General features: G+C 34.6%; 19 protein-coding genes and 1 pseudogene. 13 read left to right on the plus strand and 7 right to left on the minus strand.

All coding sequences use genetic code 11. The features are described 5' to 3' along the window. Nucleotides 1-427: 427 nt before the first annotated feature. From VP98_RS00265 to VP98_RS00280, 5 genes are all read left to right on the plus strand, one after another. The gene (locus tag VP98_RS00265) at nucleotides 428-1,537 is read left to right on the plus strand and encodes a WG repeat-containing protein (protein ID WP_046173337.1); all 1,110 of its coding nucleotides are present in this window, start codon (nucleotides 428-430) and stop codon (nucleotides 1,535-1,537) included. Between the two features lie 485 nt (nucleotides 1,538-2,022). Further along, entirely contained in the window at nucleotides 2,023-3,792 is a 1,770-nt protein-coding gene (locus VP98_RS00270; protein WP_046173338.1) for a DUF262 domain-containing protein, read from the plus strand. 93 nt (nucleotides 3,793-3,885) lie between these two features. Beyond that, complete coding sequence (locus VP98_RS00275) at nucleotides 3,886-4,842, plus strand: hypothetical protein (RefSeq protein ID WP_046173339.1); 957 nt, start codon at nucleotides 3,886-3,888, stop codon at nucleotides 4,840-4,842. 102 nt (nucleotides 4,843-4,944) lie between these two features. Beyond that, nucleotides 4,945-5,091 carry a DUF6241 domain-containing protein gene (locus VP98_RS19005; RefSeq protein WP_197076524.1) on the plus strand — a complete coding sequence of 49 codons (147 nt, stop codon included), beginning with the start codon at nucleotides 4,945-4,947 and terminating at the stop codon, nucleotides 5,089-5,091. A gap of 48 nt (nucleotides 5,092-5,139) precedes the next feature. Then, nucleotides 5,140-5,547: a hypothetical protein gene (locus tag VP98_RS00280; protein ID WP_046173340.1), complete on the plus strand. Its 408-nt coding sequence runs from the start codon at nucleotides 5,140-5,142 to the stop codon at nucleotides 5,545-5,547. A gap of 69 nt (nucleotides 5,548-5,616) precedes the next feature. Here VP98_RS00280 and VP98_RS19400 read toward each other — a convergent pair. The 5 genes and pseudogenes from VP98_RS19400 to VP98_RS00300 all read right to left on the minus strand — a co-directional run. Continuing rightward, nucleotides 5,617-5,736 (minus strand): annotated as a pseudogene (locus tag VP98_RS19400) (IS3 family transposase); the annotation flags it as partial. An 18-nt stretch (nucleotides 5,737-5,754) separates the two neighbouring features. Then, complete coding sequence (locus tag VP98_RS00285; protein ID WP_331427826.1) at nucleotides 5,755-6,246, minus strand: IS3 family transposase; 492 nt, start codon at nucleotides 6,244-6,246, stop codon at nucleotides 5,755-5,757. A 195-nt stretch (nucleotides 6,247-6,441) separates the two neighbouring features. Next, nucleotides 6,442-7,209, minus strand: coding sequence for a hypothetical protein (locus tag VP98_RS00290; protein ID WP_046173341.1), 768 nt, complete (start codon nucleotides 7,207-7,209; stop codon nucleotides 6,442-6,444). Nucleotides 7,210-7,523: 314 nt separating this feature from the next. Further along, a complete protein-coding gene (locus VP98_RS00295) occupies nucleotides 7,524-8,705 on the minus strand; it encodes a hypothetical protein (protein ID WP_046173342.1) in 1,182 nt (393 codons plus the stop codon). A 9-nt stretch (nucleotides 8,706-8,714) separates the two neighbouring features. Beyond that, complete coding sequence (locus VP98_RS00300) at nucleotides 8,715-9,584, minus strand: hypothetical protein (RefSeq protein WP_046173343.1); 870 nt, start codon at nucleotides 9,582-9,584, stop codon at nucleotides 8,715-8,717. Between the two features lie 377 nt (nucleotides 9,585-9,961). On the opposite strand from VP98_RS00300, the gene VP98_RS00305 reads away from it, so the two are divergent. Together VP98_RS00305 and VP98_RS00310 are read left to right on the plus strand one after the other, a co-directional pair. After that, nucleotides 9,962-10,144 (plus strand): hypothetical protein, encoded by a 183-nt coding sequence (locus tag VP98_RS00305; protein ID WP_046173344.1) that lies wholly within the window; start codon nucleotides 9,962-9,964, stop codon nucleotides 10,142-10,144. A 110-nt stretch (nucleotides 10,145-10,254) separates the two neighbouring features. Next, nucleotides 10,255-11,430, plus strand: a complete 1,176-nt coding sequence (locus VP98_RS00310) for an endonuclease NucS domain-containing protein (RefSeq protein WP_046173345.1) — start codon at nucleotides 10,255-10,257, stop codon at nucleotides 11,428-11,430. 178 nt (nucleotides 11,431-11,608) lie between these two features. Here the strand turns inward: VP98_RS00310 and VP98_RS00315 are convergent, their stop codons facing one another. Further along, nucleotides 11,609-11,929, minus strand: coding sequence for a hypothetical protein (locus tag VP98_RS00315; RefSeq protein WP_046173346.1), 321 nt, complete (start codon nucleotides 11,927-11,929; stop codon nucleotides 11,609-11,611). 155 nt (nucleotides 11,930-12,084) lie between these two features. Then, the gene (locus tag VP98_RS00320) at nucleotides 12,085-13,392 is read right to left on the minus strand and encodes a hypothetical protein (protein ID WP_156151272.1); all 1,308 of its coding nucleotides are present in this window, start codon (nucleotides 13,390-13,392) and stop codon (nucleotides 12,085-12,087) included. A 2,072-nt stretch (nucleotides 13,393-15,464) separates the two neighbouring features. On the opposite strand from VP98_RS00320, the gene VP98_RS00325 reads away from it, so the two are divergent. The 6 genes from VP98_RS00325 (at nucleotide 15,465) to VP98_RS19010 (ending at nucleotide 22,833) form a co-directional block, all read left to right on the plus strand. Next, nucleotides 15,465-16,262, plus strand: coding sequence for a hypothetical protein (locus tag VP98_RS00325; RefSeq protein WP_046173348.1), 798 nt, complete (start codon nucleotides 15,465-15,467; stop codon nucleotides 16,260-16,262). Between the two features lie 160 nt (nucleotides 16,263-16,422). Then, entirely contained in the window at nucleotides 16,423-16,770 is a 348-nt protein-coding gene (locus VP98_RS00330) for a DUF2325 domain-containing protein (protein WP_046173349.1), read from the plus strand. A gap of 21 nt (nucleotides 16,771-16,791) precedes the next feature. Continuing rightward, a complete protein-coding gene (locus VP98_RS00335; protein WP_046173350.1) occupies nucleotides 16,792-18,717 on the plus strand; it encodes an N-6 DNA methylase in 1,926 nt (641 codons plus the stop codon). A 190-nt stretch (nucleotides 18,718-18,907) separates the two neighbouring features. Further along, nucleotides 18,908-19,936 carry a site-specific integrase gene (locus VP98_RS00340; protein WP_046173351.1) on the plus strand — a complete coding sequence of 343 codons (1,029 nt, stop codon included), beginning with the start codon at nucleotides 18,908-18,910 and terminating at the stop codon, nucleotides 19,934-19,936. Nucleotides 19,937-20,095: 159 nt separating this feature from the next. Next, nucleotides 20,096-21,589 carry a type I restriction-modification system subunit M gene (locus VP98_RS00345; RefSeq protein ID WP_046173352.1) on the plus strand — a complete coding sequence of 498 codons (1,494 nt, stop codon included), beginning with the start codon at nucleotides 20,096-20,098 and terminating at the stop codon, nucleotides 21,587-21,589. After that, a complete protein-coding gene (locus VP98_RS19010; RefSeq protein WP_052712065.1) occupies nucleotides 21,589-22,833 on the plus strand; it encodes a restriction endonuclease subunit S in 1,245 nt (414 codons plus the stop codon). Before VP98_RS00345 ends, VP98_RS19010 begins: the two co-directional genes overlap by 1 nt. The last annotated feature ends 31 nt before the right edge of the window (nucleotides 22,834-22,864 follow it).

A 22,864-nucleotide genomic window follows, 5' to 3' on the forward strand; every position in this document is an offset into this window, starting at 1 on the left:
GTCCTCTTTCTTTTGTTTAAAATCAACAATATTGTTTAACAAAGCCTTCTCTTTAAAAGAACCGGAGGTTTCATTCCGATTAATCCACCGATCAAGAGATGACCGAGTCAGATCATATTCATTAATAATGGCCCGCTTCATTTTTTATTCTAGTACAGCTGTATCATTTGCTTTTTGAACTCAAACGTAAATGTACGGTGTTCTCGCTTTGTCATAGTTGGTGCTCCTCATCTGTTTTAGGTTAGGAAGTGTACGTGACCTTAATTTTTCTGCCCAGATAAGTGTAGACGCTCCACTGGTTGGAAACAACATGTGATTCACTAGTAAAAAGACAAGGTGCTTGGACGATATACAGAATAAAAGAAACTAGATCAAATGTAACTCGTACAGAACTTCCAATCATAAATATAAGGGGGAAATTAATAAAATGGAATTAAAATATGGTTTTTATGATTCAAAAGGATCAATGAAGATACCACCTAAATTTGAGCGTGCTGAGTGCTATCATAACGGTTTTGCAGCCGTTCAATTAGATGGGAAATGGGGACTTATTAACATGGATGGTGAGTTTGCCATTCCACCAAAATTTCCTGCTGATAGTTATAAACTATTTAAATTTAGTGAGGGGCTTATTCTCATTCAAAATTTAGAATCCCAAAAATATGGATTTCTTGATCAACAGGGACATCTCAAAATCCCTTTCCAATACACACTTTTTGGCTCTTTTATGGAAGGGCTATTAGTATTTGAAAGTGAAAATGGGAAATATGGATTTTGTGATAAAGATGGTAAAGTGGTCATTGAGCCTCAATATATAGGGGTTAATCATGGATTTATAAAAGGTTTTTCAGAGGTGCTAATTGATGGACAAGACCAATGGGTTCTGATCAACAAAAAAGGTGAAATAATTGATAATTCTCCTTTCTCTAGAGAAGTATGGGATGAAATGGTAGATAAATCTTCTTTTGATGGAATGCGGTACCAATTAATGCCTATAATTCATAATAAATCAATTGTGAAAGGTACACTTCCCCCAATAGAGGAATTTAGACATTGGAACAAGATATATTCAACTAAACCTGGATTTGGTCATACAATGGTTGACCTCAATTGGACACAAGTGAATGGCGAAAAGGCTGTGGCACATGTGTTTTTAAAAGGCTTAGGCTCAGAAGAATATCTTAAATTGAAAGAAAAATATGAAGGTAAATTAAAATACACTGTAGAGAATGAAGGATTTTTTGAAGATATTCTCAATGAGTGTCTATTGTGGTTGTATGTAGACTGGAGAAAATTAGAGAGGCTAAGCCCTCACACACAAGAAGAGTTTCTGAAAGGAATTAGTAGAGAAATAGCAGCATTTGTGGTTTATGGAGTTTCTACATTGAATTCTTTTTATGCAAATGCCTTAAAGCATTTTGTTCCCCATCCAGTATTAAAAGCTAAAAGAGCAGCTTATGCTACTAGTAGTTATGACAAGAAGTCTAGCTTATATGATGATTATACTGATGTACTTGAGTACAACGATAATCATTAATGAAAAAGTTTAATTACTAACGCAGTATAAATAAGGAGAATAAGCTACAATTATAATGTTCTTTAAAAGAAAAACCAAACAAAAAAATTATGAGAAACCACGGAAGAAAAAAAGGATCTATAAAGGTCGAAATTTATTTGCCGGAAAAGCACCTTGAAAAGAGCGATATTGATAATCTTGTGGGTGGTGTTTATGATGATCTGCAGAAGGCAAGTTATAAAACCAATTTAAATGAAAAGTATAAGCAGTATATAAGGTAGCTGGTGTAGTTGCATCAGGATTAGGGTTAGTTGCAGCAACCAAAAATCCAACAGTGCTTAAAGAGGGAGTAAAAGCGGCTACAAAGTTCAAAAGATAATTACGGTAATTTTTTAAAAAGTTATCAATGACTGATAATGTAACGGTGTAGAAGATTTGTAATCGCCTATTTCTATTGTAGTCAATTGATGATGTGTAATGACAAGGTACAGAATGGAGAATCGACAATGGCTACGACAATCGAAGTGAACAAACAGAGTGTGAAACAATTATTAGAAACAGGCAAAGTTAATAAATTCATTATCCCTGAGTATCAACGTCCATATGCGTGGACTGACGAACAAATTCAAACGCTCTTTGAGGATTTAGTAGAGTACACAGAAAATGATAATGAAAGCACTTATTTTCTTGGAACAATTGTTTCTTACGAGAATGAGGATGACGAACAGGAAATTATAGATGGTCAACAGCGAATTACATCTTTGTTTTTATTGCTTCGTGCACTCTACTCAAAACTTAATTCAATGACAGAAACAAAAGAAGTAAAAAATTTTAAGGGACAAATTGAATCAGCATTGTGGCAACAGGATGAATTAACTGCTGAGGTTGATTTCGAAAAAACGCTTATTGAATCCCGGGTGATGAGAGATGAAGGAAACAAAATTTTTGCTAAAATTCTTACTAGTGGCACTATTAATGACGATGTGAAAGATAACTATTCGTTAAACTATAAATTATTTACAGGGCTAATTGAGAAATATGCTACTAATGAGCCAGAATTGTTTTTCTGGTTCATCCGAAATGTTTTGAACAAAGCGATTTTATTACCAATTACGGCAGATTCACAAGATACGGCTTTAACTATTTTCTCAACTCTAAATGATAGAGGATTAGCTTTATCCGATGCAGATATTTTTAAAGCAAAGATTTATAATCAATTGGATGCTGAAGGGAAAGCCGTGTTTATTGAACAGTGGCAACAACTTGATGATGAAGCTACAAATGCGAATGAAAGTATTCAAAAACTATTTTATTATTATATGTTCTATTTGAGAGCATTAGAAAACGATAGAAATACAACAACACCAGGAATAAGGAAATATTATTCAAGGAATAACTTTGGGCAGTTATATAAGAGCGACGTGATGAAGAACCTTAATACGGTGCTTAATTTATGGATAGTAGTTAATAATCGTGTAGAAATCGAAAATGAAGAATGGTCGAAAAATATTGAAATTAAACAAGTGCTTGATGGGTTAACTTCGTATCCAAATGAATTTTGGAAGTACCCAGTGGTTATTTATTACCTTAAATATCATGATTCGCAAGATTTTGAAGTCCTATTCTTAAAATTCCTCAAGAAACTACTTGCAGTGTTGGCGGCAAGGTATATAGTTACGCCAACTATTAATGCTGTAAAGCGAGGAATCTTGAATTTAAACTCTGAAATTATTAGATCCTCTATGCCGAAATTTGATTTTGCTACAGTAGATGAACAGGAATTAAAAGGGAAGATAAAAATGGCTCACCGTAATACTGTTCGTATGATATTGAAGATTCTTGCTTATCGAAGTCAGAAGGAATTACTTCCTGAGAAATGGGAAATAGAGCATATCCTTCCTCAAAAATGGCAATCAAGTTATTTCCCAAACAATTCTGATGGAGAAGTCAAAGAGTTAGTGGAACACATTGGGAATAAGATTCCTTTTGAGAAAAAGCTAAACATTATTGCAAGTAATGGATACTTTAAAAAGAAACAAGAAAGTTACAAGAAATCAAAAGTACAGTCATTACTTGATCTTTCTAATCAACATAATGACTGGGGGCTAAATGAAATTCGAGAAAGAGACATTCGGATTTCTGATGAGGTGTTAATCACACTAATGGATTGGGGATTAAATCAATCTGAATTTCCTGTTCAAGAAGAACAATCTCCAGTTCCAACCCCTGAAGAATCTAAGATAATTGAAGAGTTAAAAAGAAAAGGTTTAATTTAAGAGTACTTGTTGCCTAAACGTATTTGAGTCAATAACTAGGAACTCATTAGAATTATTGAAATATTGCTATCGGACACGAGGAGAGAGCTGCAAATGGAGCCGGAAAAGAAGAGGGCTAAATCTAGCCCCAAACAATCACTTCAAAGATATTTGTTTCCAATTACGATAATTTCATCAATATTAATTTCAGGGTCAGTCGGATACATAGCTAGTCAGATAGCTATCAATAATAGTTCTAGTGACTCCGCAGAGATAAATGCTATGAAGAACCAACTAACTGAAAATAGGGAGGATTCAATAAAAGTAATAGAAACAGAAATACCAAAAATAATTAGCGATTTAGAGAAATATAATCAGGATATAAATTTAATAGATGAAAATATTAAGTGGTTAGATGGAAATTTAGCTCCTATAAGAGATGCAACAGGTAAATTTGACACAGCAATTTCCGTCGTAAATGGAGTCAGCACTTTTGTTAATGTTCCAATTGCAAGTAAAATGAGTACGAATTTAGCTTTTGCACAGATTAAACTTGAAGAAGTTGATAGCATATTATTCCGTATGGAGAACTTAACAGTTATCAAACAAGAGATGAGTGATTCTCATCACAAGTTAAAGTTATTATACGAAGAATATCAAAAGGAAAAAAGCATTGAAAAGTTACTTCTTATTGAACAAGAGTTAAACTCAAACTTAATTTATCAGATTGAAGATTTAAGAAATATCACTATGGAAGCTCATGAAGTTTTTGAACTATCTTCAAGTGTATTAGGGATAGTAAATACAGCTAAATCCTCTTTAAATTCAATACGGGAAACGGGGGAAAATACGCTAGATGCAATTCAGTTTTGGAAGGACAATGAAGAGAATTCTGAAATGGGGGCAAATATAAAGGAGAACTTAGAAAAGGATTTAGAAGCTTCTAAAGAGGAGATTCAAGATCTACCCAAGGAATTAGATCAACAATCCAAGGACAGTATTACGTCAATAAATGATGTTAAAGAGGAGCTACAGATTATAAGATTAGCACAAATGGTCATTGGTGAATGAATAACGAGAGAGTATAATACCTTTTTTAAATTTTTTCGCATATAGATGATTTACGGTGAACCGTATTACAAATAATAGTAGAGCGGAAATTTGAAATAGTCGTTGAAGAATGAAGACCACAATTATTTATGGGATTACCAAAACGGGGAAGATGGTAAGGCTTATGGAGTTTTTAGCAAGGCAGAAGAGAAAGTGTTTGTTGAAATGAATTTTAGTGAAGATAGTAAACGCTTATTAGAAGGGATGTAACATTTATAGAAAACAGCGAAATTCTTATTTGATCACAGGGAGGGTGAAATGAAAAAGAGGACTTTAATAAAAGGTTGGGTTGTCATGCTCCTTTGTATCTTTTATATCGTCTTTTTAGACAAAGAAGTAGTATTAAAAAGCCAATCCCCTCATACAAACCGTTATATTGAAATCATTCAGTATGGAAGTGGCGTATTAGATCGGAAGACGGTTCAAGTTGTTTTTCTTGAAGAAAATAAAGTGATAGCGAAAAAGCCATATGCTTTATTAAGGAGGGTAGGCAGCTTTGAGGATGGGCATGTATCATGGACTGAAATGGAGAGCTCACAATCAGAAAGGGTGAATATTCAAACGGTTTACAGCACTAATTTTTTTGGCGATCTAGAATCGAGACAAATGGTATTCAATTATGCTTCATTAGAAGCAGAAACAAGCGTATTTCCCTATAATCTCTAAAGCAACCAATTAGTGATTAAAGATTAAACAAACTGATTTGCCCCCCGTCAAATAGACACTCATAAAGAGCTACATAGCCTTCACATAATATTCAACAGGGGAAAGGTTATGTAGTTTCTTTTGACACCTTGAGATGTTATAAAAGTCGAGGTATTTATGTATGGCTTGTTCAATTTCAAAAATATTATTAAACGTTAGGAGATAAAATCACTCAGCCTTTAAATGTCCAAAAAAGCTTTCAATACAAGCATTGTCCAGACAATTTCCTTTTCTAGACATACTTGCTTTCATGCCATAGGTCTTCAGCGCAGGGTGATAGGCGCGGGATGTATATTGTACGCCTTGATTACTATGCAGAAGAGTGTCCTTTACAGGGCGCTTTTTACAGGCTGCTTCAAGCGTATCAAACACCAACTGGAGATTATTTACCTGGCTTATCTTGTAGGAGACAACTTCATTATTATACAAATCATAAATAACAGATAAGTAAAAGAGTTGTTTATTGAAAGGAAGGCTGGTTACATCCATTACCCATTTTTCATTCGGCCGGGCAGCTTGAAACCCTCGATTTAAGTAGTTTTTTGACACGACACAGACTTCTCTCTTCCCATGAACTAGGCGTTTTTTACGAATCCTGGCTTGAATGCCGAACTCCTTCATCAGTCTATAAATTCTTTTATGGTTTCCCCGGTCGACTATTTATGCTGAATACAAAAAACAAAAGAATTAATTAATTAAAAATATACGCTAGTATTGTTTTTGAGAAGTTTGTTTAAGAAGATTTCAAATACAATGTTAACTATTTGAATTCTACATTAATAGCTGAAGATAGGGAATGTTTCCTCTTAACTCTCAGCTATTTTTTGATAATTTGCTTCTAATTTATCCAGCTTTTTAAATTTGCTTCTTTTTACATGAAAAACAGATATAATATTTTCGTGGTGCATTTACAGCAACATGATATGGGAGGGAGGAGAAACCTTTTTCATCGATATCAACTCTGGTCTCATAATAGATTCCTAAATCTTTTTTACACTTGATACAATACATAGGCTTAATAGATGGAAGGCTTCTCGCAGTTATTTTATTTTGAGCCATGATATCTTTTTTATGTAAACCCTCAAGTTTTTCTTTTTGTTTTAAAGATACCAAGAATAGTTTTCCGCGTTCTGCTAATCGATAAAGTGCATTCGAATCTCTAGAGACAAGCTTTAACCTTTCCATAATATCTAGAGTCAACTCATAGGAAATATTGTATAAGCATTTCTCTTTAGCGTCATTAGTAGAGAGTTCAACACCTGAGAGATGAATAAAAAATAGTGAGTCTGTATCTTGCTTCTTTTGTTCTATATTCGAATAATTTTTTTTTTCAATAGGTATTAAATGTTCTAATGAGTCTATGATTGGTTGGAGAACCTGTAAATCGTTTTGAGAATATTTAAGGTCAAAGACTTTATTTACAAACCGATGTAAATGCAGCGGAAGGACTTTCTGCTCAAAATATTGAAGGAAAGAAACATAGTTATAAAACTTTTCAGAATTATATACTATGCCTGAGAAATCAACTGCGATATATTCTAATAAGGATACACCATTCAAATAAATTTCACCTGTGTAATTATCTTTACTATTTTGAATAGAACACTTTATTTTTATGTGCATTTAACTGCCTCTCTTTCTTTTATTAATATTAATGAGTACCATTATTTTAGTTAAAATACAATTTGAAATTTTGAAACTATGTTATCGGATTGATAATTTTCTAGAGACTATTGAATATGTAGCTAAACTAGTAGATTGATAGCTTTCTTTCAAATGAAAAGTATTGACAGAAAATTATTTAGATTATTTAAAGATAGAGTGGCAAAATTAAGGAAGAGAGAGACCTATATACATAACAGCAATTAGGTTAAAAGAGCAACCAACCGTACAGGTTGGTTGCTCTTTTTTGTATCGTTGATATATCGTTTCGAATACTATGTAGTCAATTCTTCCATCGCTTCATTCACATACATCAAATGTTTAACAAACGCTTGATTTAATTCGCGAAAATGCTCCATTTTTAAATTTCCGAAATAATTCTTTTCCCACTGAGCAATGGCTTCCCGAATGATGTCTGTACCGAGTTCCTCCATGTAATTCGAAATGCTTTTATTGTTCATATCTTTTAACTTTAATGTATACAGTTGCTGTAGAAAAAATTGATGATAGCGATTGACGGCCTCATCGATATCCTTTTTTCGATTTTCTATAGCTTTGTCTTTTGTGATAAAACCTGTTGCAACCGTAATTAGGGCTGTAAATAGTGCAATAGGGGGGAAAACGTTCAGCATGGCATATGTTAACGTATGCCACCCAATAGCTAACCCTACTGCGCCGATAACTGCTGAACCTAGCCCCATTGCTAATACTTGCTCTGCCGTACCAAACTGAAAATCAACTTTTAAATTCGTCTGGGCTGAATTTGCGATCGAAAAAGCGGACAGTCTTTTGATGTTTGGCACATTTGATGCTATTTGCTCGATCCATTTTTCTTCATACCTTTTTGACGCATTTTTGAAAATATCCCCCATCGCATCCGTCACAATTTTATTACTTAAATGTTTCTCCAACAACGATTCAACAATTGACTTGGCATCAACCATATCGGTTTGGTCAAATACCTCCTTGCCCTTAAACTCCTTAGAAATCGAATTAATTCCTTTCATGGCAGCATTCAGAAGGGAACCTCCGCTTTTTTTCGCTGAATCTCTGAGACCACTGTACCAAGCTCCGTCTTTTTCAATTTCCTTGTACATGATCCACTTTTTGTTGTTGATAAACGTCAAGAGTTCCCGTTCAACTTCATTCATAAAATCGTGATACGCTTTCGGATTAAATTCAAGAAGGTTGTTTTTCTTTTGGGTAATCTCGTCGGTAATATTTAAATATTGGCTGCTTTGTGCTTGGATAAAAATTTGCTCCTTCATTAAAGCCAACTGCGCCTGATCGCTTGTTCGAACTTTCGCTAAAAGATCATGGCTCTCTGAAACAGCAGCCTTTAAGGATTGCTCAATATTCAATCCCATTTTCGGATCCGCTTTTTTTATTTTTTCGAAGATAGTTTGAAAGGCATTTAAATTCAAAATTTCATCTTTATATACTACTGTTATTGTCAATTCCGTCACCTACCCTAATGAAAGTGATACTTTGCGAAGAATGGAAGCTGTGGGCTTTATCATGTCTTTTATTCTCATGAATGCTTTCTCTGGGTGATCTAATGAATAACTAATGGCTAGTGCTGCACCGATAGCTGCTATGCACCCTAACCAAATAGGACCTCCAACAAGCCCTCCAATTAATAAGGAGCTTCCTGAAACAATTGCTCCCTTGCCGCCTTGTATCAATGCTTCTTTTTTATTTTCAGATTTTGACAGTGAATATACTAATCCTCCAGCTGCTACTGGAAAGAGCATTGGATTGGCACTGGCAATAGAGGAAATAAGATAAGCGCCTGACAACTTTGAAACACAAGAAGGGTCTAATTTTTTCCCGACTAGCAAAGTTGATAATAGGGCAATCATTCCTCCCAGCAATTCCGGTCCATTAATGGTTAAAGCATCTGCTAGAAAAGGCTTGGATAGCCCAAATGGTTGCACGATATGTGCAACTTGTTGAAATTGTTGCGACGTTAATGAAAAAAAGGGATTGATGCCAGAAACTGATGCGGTATCGCGTAATAAATGTTCGCCCGCTTGCAAAACTTCCGTTGCAAATGAATCATCTGCTTTAACGTCCCTCACTGCTTGAAATGCCCCCCAAATAGAATGCTGGCCATCAAGGAGATGATGATATGAGGATCCACCAACATGCGTACTATTATAAACAGCATCAATAGCACGGTCGTACTCATCAAAATTATGATTGAATTCATGAGCCATCCACTGTGCTAGGGAATGACTCCCTGTAATCAATCCGACATCAAAAGCAATTGGTGTTCTTCCACTTCCAGTCAGGCCGAGTTGGATATTTCTAAGGCGTTTTTCATGCTCCATCATCTTTATTCCACCTTTTGATCGCTTAATATAAAAAAGCCAAATAGTGTTTTATGTATTATCTAATGATTATATAGTACCATAAAAATTTCAATTTACATGTAATAATTTGTATAAACGAAAATCTTTTGCACTATTTTTTATAAAAATCTCAAATGTTATGATGGATTTGTTTGTTTATGGCTATAAATTTGTTTTTCTAATTCCATCACTAGGCTACAATTAGCGGCATATACTTTTTTAGTATTAATCGGCAAAATAATTATTCCCATGGTCTATTCCCGTTTTTTCGTTCGATCTAATAATTGAATTATTCCAAAGAAATGGCAGAGTAACTTACTATATACTACAATAAAATAAAAAATGGGAGGGGAATTATTATGGACTCACATGAAGAAAAGTTGATAGAACAAGGCAGAGAACAAGGGATCAAAGTATTTGAGCTGCTAATACAAGGGCAGTCAGCTGAAGACGTAGCAAAACAGATGGGACTACCTCTAGAAAAGATAGAAAGGGTAAAAAAAATAGCAGAAAAATTTGTCCAGAAAGACACAAAGAAATAACACCTTGTCTCTAAAAGTATTATCGTAACTGATTTTTGCAGGTATGTAACACTAAAAGCGAGAAGCGGTTTAATATATGAAAAAGAAATCGATTTGAATGGAGAAGGGCGATGCAACTACTTTCTGAAAAGGAAATTGAAGATATTTTAGTTCTATACCCAGAGTTAATTGAAGAAGGCCTCACTCTAATAAAAAGACAAGGACAACTAGAGAATCGAAGAACAGACTTAATGTTCAAGGATAATAATAATCAAATCTTGCTAGTTGAACTAAAAAAAGGGGAAATTACACTTGGACATATTGAACAAATTGAGGATTATATACAGAAACTGAGCAAACAAAACTTGCCTGTAATTCGCGGAATGATCATTGGACAGTTTATCCCTAATTCCCTCCGAGTACTATGCCAGCAAAAGAATATTGAATGGAAAGAAATTAAAACTGAGGTTATATACAACCATTTGCTTGAGAATGATAAAGAAATTCTAGAGCAACACTTTTATAGTGGAAAATTACACTTGAAATCCTTAGAAAAAGAATCTATCAGTTTCCAAGAATATTTAAATGAAACCTCTCCTTTTGGAGTACCTTATACATCCTATCAATTTTTCAAACCAATTGATGCAAGTCCAGCATTAAGCGAGGATAAACAAGCAAATCAGGTCATTGCGGATCAATTTAAAAACCTTATTTTACATTTAAATTTCGACAGAATGATGTTTCATCAAAATATAAGGGTAATACGAAAACCGAATTCCCAACCAACCTGGGTAGTGAAAACGAAAGATGGTTCGTGGCAAGGGTATGTCCTAAATTACTTAATTTATAAAAACCAGGAGAGTCAACCTATTTCATGTGAAGTCTATTTAGGCACTATAGGATATAGAGGGAACAAACCTGTCTTTGAAGATGAAACATCCCGCTTTATTGTTATAGATGTTGGGAAAGGCAAACAAAAAGTTTCAACTCAATATGGTTTTCATAAATATTTAAGGACTGAGGCAGAAGCGCTTTTTCCATTTTATGAATTAAAATTCAGTGCAAGAGGGTTGCCCAAGTCTATTTGGGATAGTATTTATCGATCTTTAAGCAGATACGGTTACCATGTTCGAGACTCTGAAGATAGAAAGTCAAAATTACTTTGGATTGGGGATATTAATTTAAACGATTCAAATGTGGAAAAGAGCCTAGGAAATCTCATTGAAGCTCTATTTGCGACGACTATTGTAAAATCACATTTTAAAGAAGCAGGAAAAGGTATTTTATTTGAATTCTTAAATGAGTAAACTTAACCATATCCTTGCTTAGATTTTTAAACCAGCTAGCATTAAAGGTAGGCTGCAGATCATCCCTCTGCCTTGAGTTACTGAAGATGATCTGCATCACATAAAAATACTTTTGCATAGCAGGTGTTTTTTATTATCAAGTTTTGTTAGCCGTCATTAAATCACTCTTTGCGTTTTTTTAACTGCTAAAACTTTTAACTTTTGCAACAACTGTTAACTCACCACGAGATACTTTATGTAAGTGCCACCACCATTCCTCGATTGGTCGATTTGTGTTGGAAAAGTCATATACTTCCTGAAGATGATGTAATAATGCTTCAGCATTTTCAATTATTTTATAGTCGCATTTTTCAAGTTCTATTTTTTCTTGTTCGGTCAATAAATGGCATACTTCGTGCATCTCGCTGCGGATATGGAGGTTTTCGATAGACTCGTGAGGATTAATATCAAAATTACAAAGGTCTTTGTGTAGGTTCTTGATTTCGTATAAATATAACATATTATCACCTCATTGTAAGATAATATATAGCAATACACATTACCAATTACCAAAATAATAGCAATATTATTTCAATTTTGTAAATAGAAACTAGAAAATATCCCAAGGATTACTTAGTATTTATAAAGAATGATCGAAAGACAACAAGGAATGATTTACACCTTCAAAGTAAAAACACTTGAATTTTCAAATGGCGTTAAAACCTTTAAAGGAATTATCTCTTTATTATGGTATCCCAAAAGGTAGTTATGAGTGTCTATCTTACATGCTTCGCCGCATTCATCCAGCCATTCCTGAAAAAGATAGGGGGTTGATGATGTAAGGTTACGTGATGTTATATACCTATGATATGAATGCCTCCCAATTCGATGGCATAAATAACAAAGTGCCTTACCGTTATTAGGATCCAGCTTTAAATGGGGAAAACTTTTTTTATCGTATACATGATGAGCTTCTAAGTAGGAATCTAGTCCACAATTAAAGCAAACATTATTTCCAAGGTCTTTCACTTTATATGCCCAAATTTGCAGCTTACCTTTTGATTTTCCAGAGAAGTTTGGACGGCACATAGGACATTTCGATGTTAAAATATCAGCTACACATTTGATCCCTGAGAAATTGCATATCATACAATGAAATTCTATTCGATATTTATTGTTTTGGTATTCATCTTGGAACTGCTTTTTAGATATTAATATCTTTAGATTATTTTTTACAAACCTTTCCTCAACCTCTTCGTACGTCAACGTTCTTAGACTATTAATGAATTTATTCCCACATTCTTTATGCATCAAGTTTCCTTGCAAAACTTCCCTTAATTTACTGGTCTTTTCTTTACCGCAAAAATTGCATGTGTGTTTTACTCCGAATTCACTATTTTTGCCTTTAAACATGTTATATTCTGTTTCGGTTGAAAATAGCTTTACCTCAACGTCTTTGTTTATATTATTGTAATACTGAAATAAATCCTTTAGTCGTGCATACGGTAATCGCAACTTATCTCGTTTTTTATCAGGACCGCAAACATTGCAACATCCTTTGAATATTTGCCAATATATCATATCTATAAGATGACCTTCTGGGCATGTGAACTTATGGGAGCCATGATAATCTGTGTATTGGCTGTGGAGTATATATCCAACTTTTCTAGCTTTCTCTTCGGCCTCTTCCTGCGTGAGTTTTCTGCACGTATTTAAACAATACTTGCATATTTGGCCCTTCCTCAACTTTTCTACACTTGTAGTAAAACTCAAGGAATGAGGATGATTCTTACATGTTACATTAAATTTTTCAGATACCTTGTTATAAGTAAAGCTGGTGCTTACGGGCTCTAAATTCAAAAGAGATAATAATTCTCGAACATATTCAGTTGTCCATAGTTTAGTGCCATGTTTGTAATTGATTTTAGTTTTTAATGAATCAACATAAGCTTCGATAAACTTTTTGACATATTGGTGTTTCACTTCCCAACTCTCTTCGAGATATTCTGATGGCAAGGAGAAAAGTTTCATGCAATCTAGCACCTCCCAAATTTTATAAACTATCTTTATTCACCTTCAAAATCTTTTATTCCTAAAAATTTAATCAATCAAAATCTAGATTATTTAATCATGATTTAAAATAGATGGAATTCTAAGCATAAAAAAGCAAAATGCAATATATTAATTCCTAAATTTCAGGGAAAAATGATCCGGCTTTTTTACCTGAGTTAATAGGAACCATATATGGTTCCTATATATAAAAACCATATAGATACCGTGAAAATCCCTATAAATAAAGGGATTTTTATCGGTTGCTTTGTGGAGAATACTTCGTCACGAAGGCTTATACAACGCGAACTGTTTAATAGGAACCATATATGGTTCCTATATATAAGAACCATATAGATACCGTGAAAATCCCTATAAATAAAGGGATTTTCATCGATTGCTTTGTGAAGAATACTTCGTCACGAAGGCTTATACAACGCAAAATGTTTAATAGGAACCATATATGGTTCCTATATATAAAAAGCATTAGCAGATATCGTGAAAATCTTTATAAATAAAGGGATTACCATCGATTGTTTTGTGGGGAATGTTCGTCACGAAGGCTTATACAACGCGAACTGTTTAATAGGAACCATATATGGTTCCTATATATAAGAACCATATAGATACCGTGAAAATCTCTATAAATAAAGGAATTGCCATCGATTGCTTTGTGGAGAATATCTGTCACGAAGGCTTATACAATGCGAAATGTTCAGTAGAAACCGTTAATGATTTTTACTATAAAAAAACAGAATTACCTCTCAATAATTCATTTTGATGTTATATGGAGAATTTAATTGTAAATACAGCAAAAAAGGATGTTAATAACTATCCTAAGTTCAGGAATAAAAAAGTCGATATCGAGGAGATTTTAGAAAATATAGAACTTGTGGTGCTTAGCAATTAGGAGTGGTACGGCAGCAAATCCTATCTAAGATAAGGGCAGGAAGAAGCTGCTCCATGTATCATTTAGGTCGTAAACTCTACCTGGATCAAGTTACTGTTATTTGTATAGTTATGCAAGTGAGTAATGCAATAACCGAACGACCCAATCACATAGGTAGGTATGTTATTGGGGTATGTTATTTCAATTAACATACCTTATTCGTTAAAAAAGCAGGAGTAGCAAGGGTTCGGATCAGTTTTACAAGCCACAGGAAATCCCGACTATAATAGAAAATACTATCCGATTTGGTAGGAGTCAGCAGTTTTCTAAAGTCCCGTGTTTGGGTGGTTTCGCCATTTTATAAATATACATATTTTTTTGTTTTAATCCAATTCGGGATCCCTGATAATATATATTGCTTTAATATAGCATGGCATACATGCTTGGAAAGGTAGATATATCTTCGCGACCTTCTATGAAGACTCGGTCTAGAGGAATGAATGAAAAACCTAATTTTTTATGAATTGATAAGTTGAAACAAAAGCGGTAATCAGGATTGGTTTATTATGCTCTATATGGCTAAACGGAAAAAACGAAGAAATGAGTCAACCCTGATAAAGTTTTTAAGTAATATAAGAGAACGGTTATTAATGGAACTGTTGAGACACTGGCCTTGCCATCTGACAAAAAATTTTTATACCGAACAGGACGTAGCACAGTGAAAACGTAAAAAAAGCAAAAATTATTGGGTTTTTAATGGAACAGAAAGGTCCAAGTTGATCAAAACGAAAATTTGAGAATCAGTTTGACTGAGCCACTAAGTGATTCTGCTGGTTATAAAAGATAAATTCAAGTTAAAATGGAAAACTGTTTGTAACCGCCCATATATTATAGAGAGAAAATCATATCAAACGGCTGATTTTCAATAAAGAATTTAATTAAATATAAAAAGGAATTTAAAATACTCTTTACAGGAATTAATGAATATAGTATATTATAAACATCAGATCGCTAACAGAGGAAACAGACAGCAATTTGTTTAGCGAAGATTTAATGAAATTATTTTTCTATAGGCAGGTGTTGAACTATAACTGACAAAAAAAGAGGAGTGATGGCGATGAACTTAATGAAACTTGAAATGATGAATGCAACAGATCGTGTAGGAGAAGCGCTTCAGACAAGAGGCTTATTTGTGAAGACACATGGCGGCGTACTTACATTGACTAAGGAAAATACAGATAATGACATTAAAAAGGTCCGATTTCTTCTTGAAAAGTTAAACATTCCAACACTGTGGAAAAGCAGTTATTCATTTGAAGTACTGATCAATCAGCTGCCGATTTCTATAATGAAAAAGATTATGCACGAAAAAGGAAAATCATTTCCGATTCGGATGGAAGGGTACCATTTCAAATGGCGCTCATTTGCACAGCGCCGCTTTGGTATCAAAGTAAATGCGCTTGATCTTGATGCCAATATGGCCATGTTTGTAAAGTCGCTAAATCTGGCTGGGGTCACTACGCTGGCCGGCTGCAGCGGTCATCATCGTTTTTCACCGAAAGTACAGCTGTCTGGTATCTACCAAGGTATGTGGTTCACCGTTATTCAGCAGCGCTACTTTAATGAACTATCCCTTCATTATAAATGGGATACTTATTTTGCAACAGAAACGGGAGCTGCCATTGTCGCTAAGAAAGCTGTCGGTGAATCATGGGACATGGATTTTATTTATCAAGATACGGTGCAAATGGCGTGCGTCCTCCAACAGCATGCCGAAGAAATTCGGGAATTGAAGAAAACATGCTTTAAGCGAAATAAAGAAATGAAGCAGCATGTTGAGAAGATGGTAAACGAGAAAAAGTACAATGAGTTGTTGGAATGGATGAGCGAAGAAGTGAATAAGGAAAGGGAATAAAGTTATTCAGTAATTCTCCTTTAGACAAGTGGGCAAACTGAAGAATGTGTTTAAATGGATTTTAAAACTAAGAGTGACAGAGCAACACTAACAGCATCCCATTAAATTATAAATGAATGTTTAAAATAAGAAACACACCAATTCGTTAGGAGGAATGTGATTGAAAACGATCCTTATCGTAGGTGGATTTAACAAAGCTGGTTACCAAGAAGTTGGAAAGAAAAATGGTGAGTACAATATATTGTTTCACAATGGTATAATTAAACGACAAAGCACTTCAGTATTCGAAAAGTTAGTGAAACAAGCTGATTGTGTAGTTCTCTTACAAGCGGCCTGTTCCCATAAAACCATGTGGGAAGTGAAAACACTGACAAAGAAGTATGCTGTACCAGTAACATATCCAAGAAGCAGAGGGATTACAGGAGCAATTAACTCTGCATTGGAGATATTGAAAAATAATTCCCTTTTTTTGAGCTATAATAAAAAGAGAATTAATAATACCGTTTAAAGAAATTGAGGAGGGAATAATTTGTCTAGAGAAAAAGCATTAGAATTTTTAAATGAATTAGAAGGGCGATTCGAGCAAAAAGAAACTAAGGAAAATGTAACAATCGAAATACTAAAACTGCACGCCCTGTTTTACGCAATGGAACAAAAAAGTTATTCGAATAAGTTGACAGAAATCGTTGCCAGGGAAGACTTCAAAAATAAGTTGGGCACCGTAAAAGAGAGCTTAACGGAAATGTATAAAAAGTTGGAACTTCTTGAACCAGCCCTGCTAAATGTATTTCTTACAGAATCATTCAAGGACATTGAAGAAGATGTTTTTTATAAAATGGTTGTTCTTTTCGACCGCTATGGATTAACAAAGGAAGAATATCGAAATAAAAATATGGTTGTTGAATTTTTTAATGCTTTAATTGATGAATTGTTTTCAGCTTCCAAAGTATTTGACTTTACTCCTAAAGGATTAATTCAATTGATGGTACAGTCATTAAAACCAGGTAGCGGAACAGTTTATGATGCTACTGCTGGAATTGCGAATATTGCGGTAGCTGCATACGACTATGCACGAAGTAATGGAAATGATGTAACAGTTTATGGACAAGAAATTAATGAAAACCTTTTTATTCTTGGAAAACTTAACTTATTTATCAGCAATATCTTACCATTGAAGGGCGATATAAAATTAGGCGATACGATTCGCGAACCAAAATGGGTGGAAAACAGTCGGATCAAGCAATTTGATTATGTTCTGATGAATTATCCATTTGGTTTAAGAGACTGGGGATATGATTTTGCAGAAAAGGATCCTTATGATCGTTTTAAAATGTATGCTATACCTCCAAAGTCACAAGGAGATTACGGGTTTATCTTACACGCATTATCATCCTTGAATAATACAGGTAAAGCGGCTATTGTGGTACCTTTTGGAATACTGGTCAGGGGAGCAGCAGAAAGGAAAATAAGATCTATCCTTTTAAAAGACGATGTAATTGAAAGCATTGTTTCATTGCCGACCAATTTATTCAGCGGTACAGGTATTCAGGTTGCTCTTCTTATATTGAATAAAAACAAACCGGCAGAAAAAAAAGGAAAAGTACAATTTGTAAATGCGGAAGGAGATTATGAACGCACAAGAACACAAAGGTTTTTGCAGCAAGAACATATTGTTAAAATTACAGACACTTTAGAATCATTCGATACTAAAGAGCAGTATTCGCGAATTGTTTCCATACAAGAGATAGAAGAAAATAATTTTGATTTAAATCCCACTTTGTATTTTGTAAATGTTGAACTGAAAACAGAATTCGGAAAGTTGGTATTTAACAAGAAGAAATACGAAACAGAAACTCCAGCGTTAATTAATATTGAAGAAATAGCAGACGTTATCCGAGGGGTTAACCTGCCAAGCCGAAGACAAATGGAAAATCCGGTTGGTGAGATTTATCCGGTTATTCAGCTGCGTGATATTGAAAACGGAACAATTCAATTTGAAACAATTGAGAAGTTCCCCGTCCAAACGAGAGATATTGAACGCGTTACCGCTAAACCAGGTGATATTCTTGTTTCAAGTAGAGGGACACAGCAAAAAATAGCCATCGTACCTGAATATGAAGGAACCATACTGGTGTCAAATATGTTTATTATCGTGCGTGTGGCATCTCCTGAAGAAGTGAACCCTTTATATATTCAACGATTCCTGGAAAGCCCAGCAGGCCAGTATTACTTTGAAGTTAATCAGAGCGGTTCGGTTATGACTGTATTAACGCCGAACGATATTAAGTCCATTAGCATTCCTCTTATTTCTCTCAAAGAACAATATGAAGTGATTAAGCGGTGGGAAGAAGCAGACGATTTAATTCGAAAAGCACAAGAAGAACGCAAAAAGCAGTATTTTTCTATATATGAAAGTCTGGGTTTTGGGTCAGCTATTCAAAAATTAAAGAAGTGATGCTTGATATCGAAAACCGTTATAAGGAACAAAACCTTTAATAAATGTAAATCTTGCGGAAATCAACGACAGGAATGCTATGAACGGTCTAAATACGGCCTATAGAATGTATATAAAATATAAAGGATGACGTATGAGCTTCTTTAGATGAAAAGAGGGATAAGGATAAAAGGGAAAAGGAGAGAGGCCAATGCTAAAATTAAACAAAGAAGAACCAAATAATGTTTTATTTAACGAAGAAATCAAAAATGCCTTTTTAGAAGAGCAAATTAATAAAAATATAATTACCGTAGAAACAAGCAATAGCTACAAAAGAATTTTTATTAAAACCTCAGAAATTGAACAGAAGATGGGGAAGGATCTAAATAAGTTTAACAAAGAAGAATTAGAAGCTGTTTTGTTTCAGTTTGAATCCAAGTCTAGAAATACAATTGAAAGTTATGCAAGGATTATTTCAAGTTACTTACATTGGAGTTTACAGAAGGGGCTGGCTTCCGTAAATGTGTTATCTAGTTTTAGACCCGTTGACTTTGAAAAATACATTGTCAACAAAGAAGAATATATTACGGAAAAAACCCTGAGGTATTATGAGGATGGCTGTGTAAATTACCAAGATGCTGTCATCCTGCGCCTGCTGTTTACAGGGGTTGCAGGAAAGGAAATGTCTGAAATAAAGAATCTTAAAAAGCAAGATATTGATGGGGAAAACAACCGCTTGAGGTTAATAAACACACTGCAAGCTGATCAGAATGGAAATCCTGTTAAATACACTGAGCGATATTTAAGTGTAGATGATCGTACCATTGATTTAATCAAAGGAGCACTTCAAGATCGAATATACCACAAGCGAAATGGTGAAATCAATCAAACGGCTAATAATAATATTAGGCCCTATACAGATCTGGTAAATAGTGATTATGTAATCCGTTCTTCTATTACAAACACTGAAAGATTAAATTCCCAAGTAGACAAATTTTTAATATATAGGAGAGTGGAAATAATTCGCGAGTATTTTGGAATAGAAAATTTAACCGCCAAAATTATTCAGCGTAGCGGTATGATTCATCAAGCCGAAAAACTGATTGAGGATAATCAATTAACTTTACATGATTTAAAAATAGTTGCTGACAGATTTAATGTAAAATCTTATCACAACTTGAAGGGCCTTTTAACGATTGAGAATATTCGTAAGGTTTATCCAGGAAATAGGCTGGCTTAACAAATTAGAATGGAGCAAGGCCCATAGATGCCTTGAAGGGATCTATGGGCCGTGTAAATGAGTTAAACGTTTCTATATCAGAATAAATATTATATTAAACAGAACGAGAATTTTGTTAAAATAGAGAGAGTTACACTACATCTAAAGGAGACTACCAACTTGGCGAAAATCACATTACAAGAACTTGAATCCCACTTATGGAAATCAGCGGACATTTTGCGTGGTTCGATTGATTCCAGTGACTATAAAAGCTATATCTTCGGATTGCTCTTTATTAAACGGTTGAGCGATGTATTTTATGAAAGGCGTGCTCAATTAATTATGGAACAGGGCCAGGAAATCGGATTAATTTTAGCAGAAGATCCGGAACAGTATCAATTCTTTGTGCCAGTTGAAGCGCGTTGGGATGAGATCCGCAAAAATGCACAAGATATTGGAACAACCATCAATGTGGCTTTTGAAGCGCTTGAAAATGAAAACAAAACATTAGAAGGTGTACTGACACCAATTGATTTTAATCGTAAGGAAGTCTTAACAGATGATGTACTTCAGCGCCTCATTCAACACTTTTCGATTTTGAGCTTAACAAACGAGAATTTATCAGAGCCGGATATGCTTGGTCGTGCTTATGAGTATCTGATTTCACAATTTGCGGATGATGCTGGTAAAAAAGGTGGCGAGTTCTATACACCATCGAAAGTGGTAGAGCTTATTGTTAAGCTTATTAAACCAAAAGAAGGCATGCGCGTGTACGATCCGACTTGTGGATCTGGTGGTATGTTGATTCAATCCGTTGACTACGTACGTGCAAAAGGCGGCAATCCTCAAGCGCTATCATTATATGGCCAGGAGAAAAACCTGAATACATGGAGTATCGCGAAAATGAACTTGCTGCTTCATGGGTTGCCCGATCATGATATTCGCAAAGGGGATACGATTCGCGACCCTAAATTGTTAGAAGACGGCGAACTTATGCTGTTCGATCGTGTAATTGCCAATCCACCGTTTTCCTTAAAAGAGTGGGGACGTGAGGCAGCAGAAACAGACACATTTGGCCGTTTTCGTTTTGGGATTCCTCCTAAAAATGCTGGAGATTATGCATTCGTTCAACATATGGTTGCGTCACTCAAGCATGACGGAATAGCTGGCGTTGTAATGCCTCATGGTGTGTTATTTCGAGGAGGAGCGGAAGGGAAAATCCGTCAGGATCTTCTTGAATCAGATTTGGTTGAGGCGGTTATTGGGCTGCCATCAGGGCTATTTTACGGAACAGGTATACCGGCATGTATTTTAATTCTTAATCGAAACAAACCGGAAGAGCGTAAAGGCAACGTCTTATTTATCTCTGCGGAATCAGATTTTCAAGAAGGTAAAAATCAAAATACATTACGTGAAATAGATATACTAAAAATCACTGATGCGTTCAATGATTATAAAAATATTGAAAAGTATGCACAATGTGTGCCAATCGAAGAGATTGAAGAGAACGGTTATAATTTAAATATTAGCCGCTACATTGATAAGTCTGAGGAAGAAGAACTAGTTGATATAAACACTTTGCTGACAGATTTGAAAGAGATCGAAAATAAACACCAATTGATCAAACAAAAATTATCAGGTTATTTACAGGAACTCGGAATAGGTGAAGTATAATGAAAACGGAATTTAAAGAAGGTTATAAGGAGCAGACAGAAATGGATTCGATTCCATCTAAATGGGAAACGAAAACGGTGGGAGAGCTTTTCACTTTTCAAGGTGGACAACAACCTCCGAGAAAGTACTTTTCATCCGAGAAAAAAGAAGGTTATATTCGCTTAATACAGATTCGTGATTACAAAACTGATAAATATCTTACCTATATACCAAAAGAAATGGCAAAGCGTTTTTGTGATGAAACAGATATCATGATTGGCAGATATGGTCCACCTGTATTTCAGATTCTTAGAGGGTTAGCTGGATCTTACAATGTTGCATTGATAAAGGCTATACCTAATGAAAAAAAATTACTAAAGGAATATGCTTATTATTTCTTATGCAAGGAAGAACTTTTCAAATTAATCGATCATCTTTCTCAAAGGTCTTCTGGTCAAACAGGAGTGGATATGGATGCTTTGAAAAATTATCCACTTCCACTTCCACCGTTAGAGGAACAACAGAGAATTGCTGAAATCCTTTCAACAACAGATGAGCAAATTGATAACACAGAGCAGCTCATTCAAAAAACAAAAGAATTGAAAAAAGGTTTAATGCAACAACTTTTAACAAAAGGAATAGGACACACAGAATTTAAACAGTCAGAGCTTGGTGAAATACCAGAATTGTGGAATGTATATACACTTAGAGACCTAATACGTATTAGAGGTGGTGCATCTCCATCGAAAATGGGAGTACTTAGCTCGATTGGAAAATATCCATTTTATAAGGTGAATGATTTAAATTTCACTAAAAAATATTTAAATAAATCCATATTCAATTTCGAAAATCTAAGCTTTGAGGAAATTAAAGAAAATTCTATTATATTTCCTAAAAGGGGTGCTTCAATATTTACTAATAAGATAGCTCTCGTATCTAGAAGCGGATATATGGACACGAATTTGATGGCTTTAGAAATAAACAATAGCTCGAACTTGTATCACGAGTATCTCTTCTATTTACTTTCTTTTAGAGGATTAGTAGAATTTGCTGATACGTCTTCTGTGCCGCAAATAAATAATAAACATATTGAGCTTATTAGGTTGGCTATTCCTCCTTTAAGAGAACAACAAAAAATTGCTGATATCCTCTCAACGATTGACGAGCAAATTGAGACTTATGAGCAGGAGAAAGAGAAGCAAATTGAGTTAAAAAAAGGCTTAATGCAGCAATTACTTACAGGAAAAGTGCGGGTGACGGTGTAAACCGTCCCTTTCTTTGTATACACCAGGAGGT

This window comes from Domibacillus indicus (assembly GCF_000970685.1).
GTDB classification, from domain to species: Bacteria; Bacillota; Bacilli; order Bacillales; family Domibacillaceae; genus Domibacillus; species Domibacillus indicus.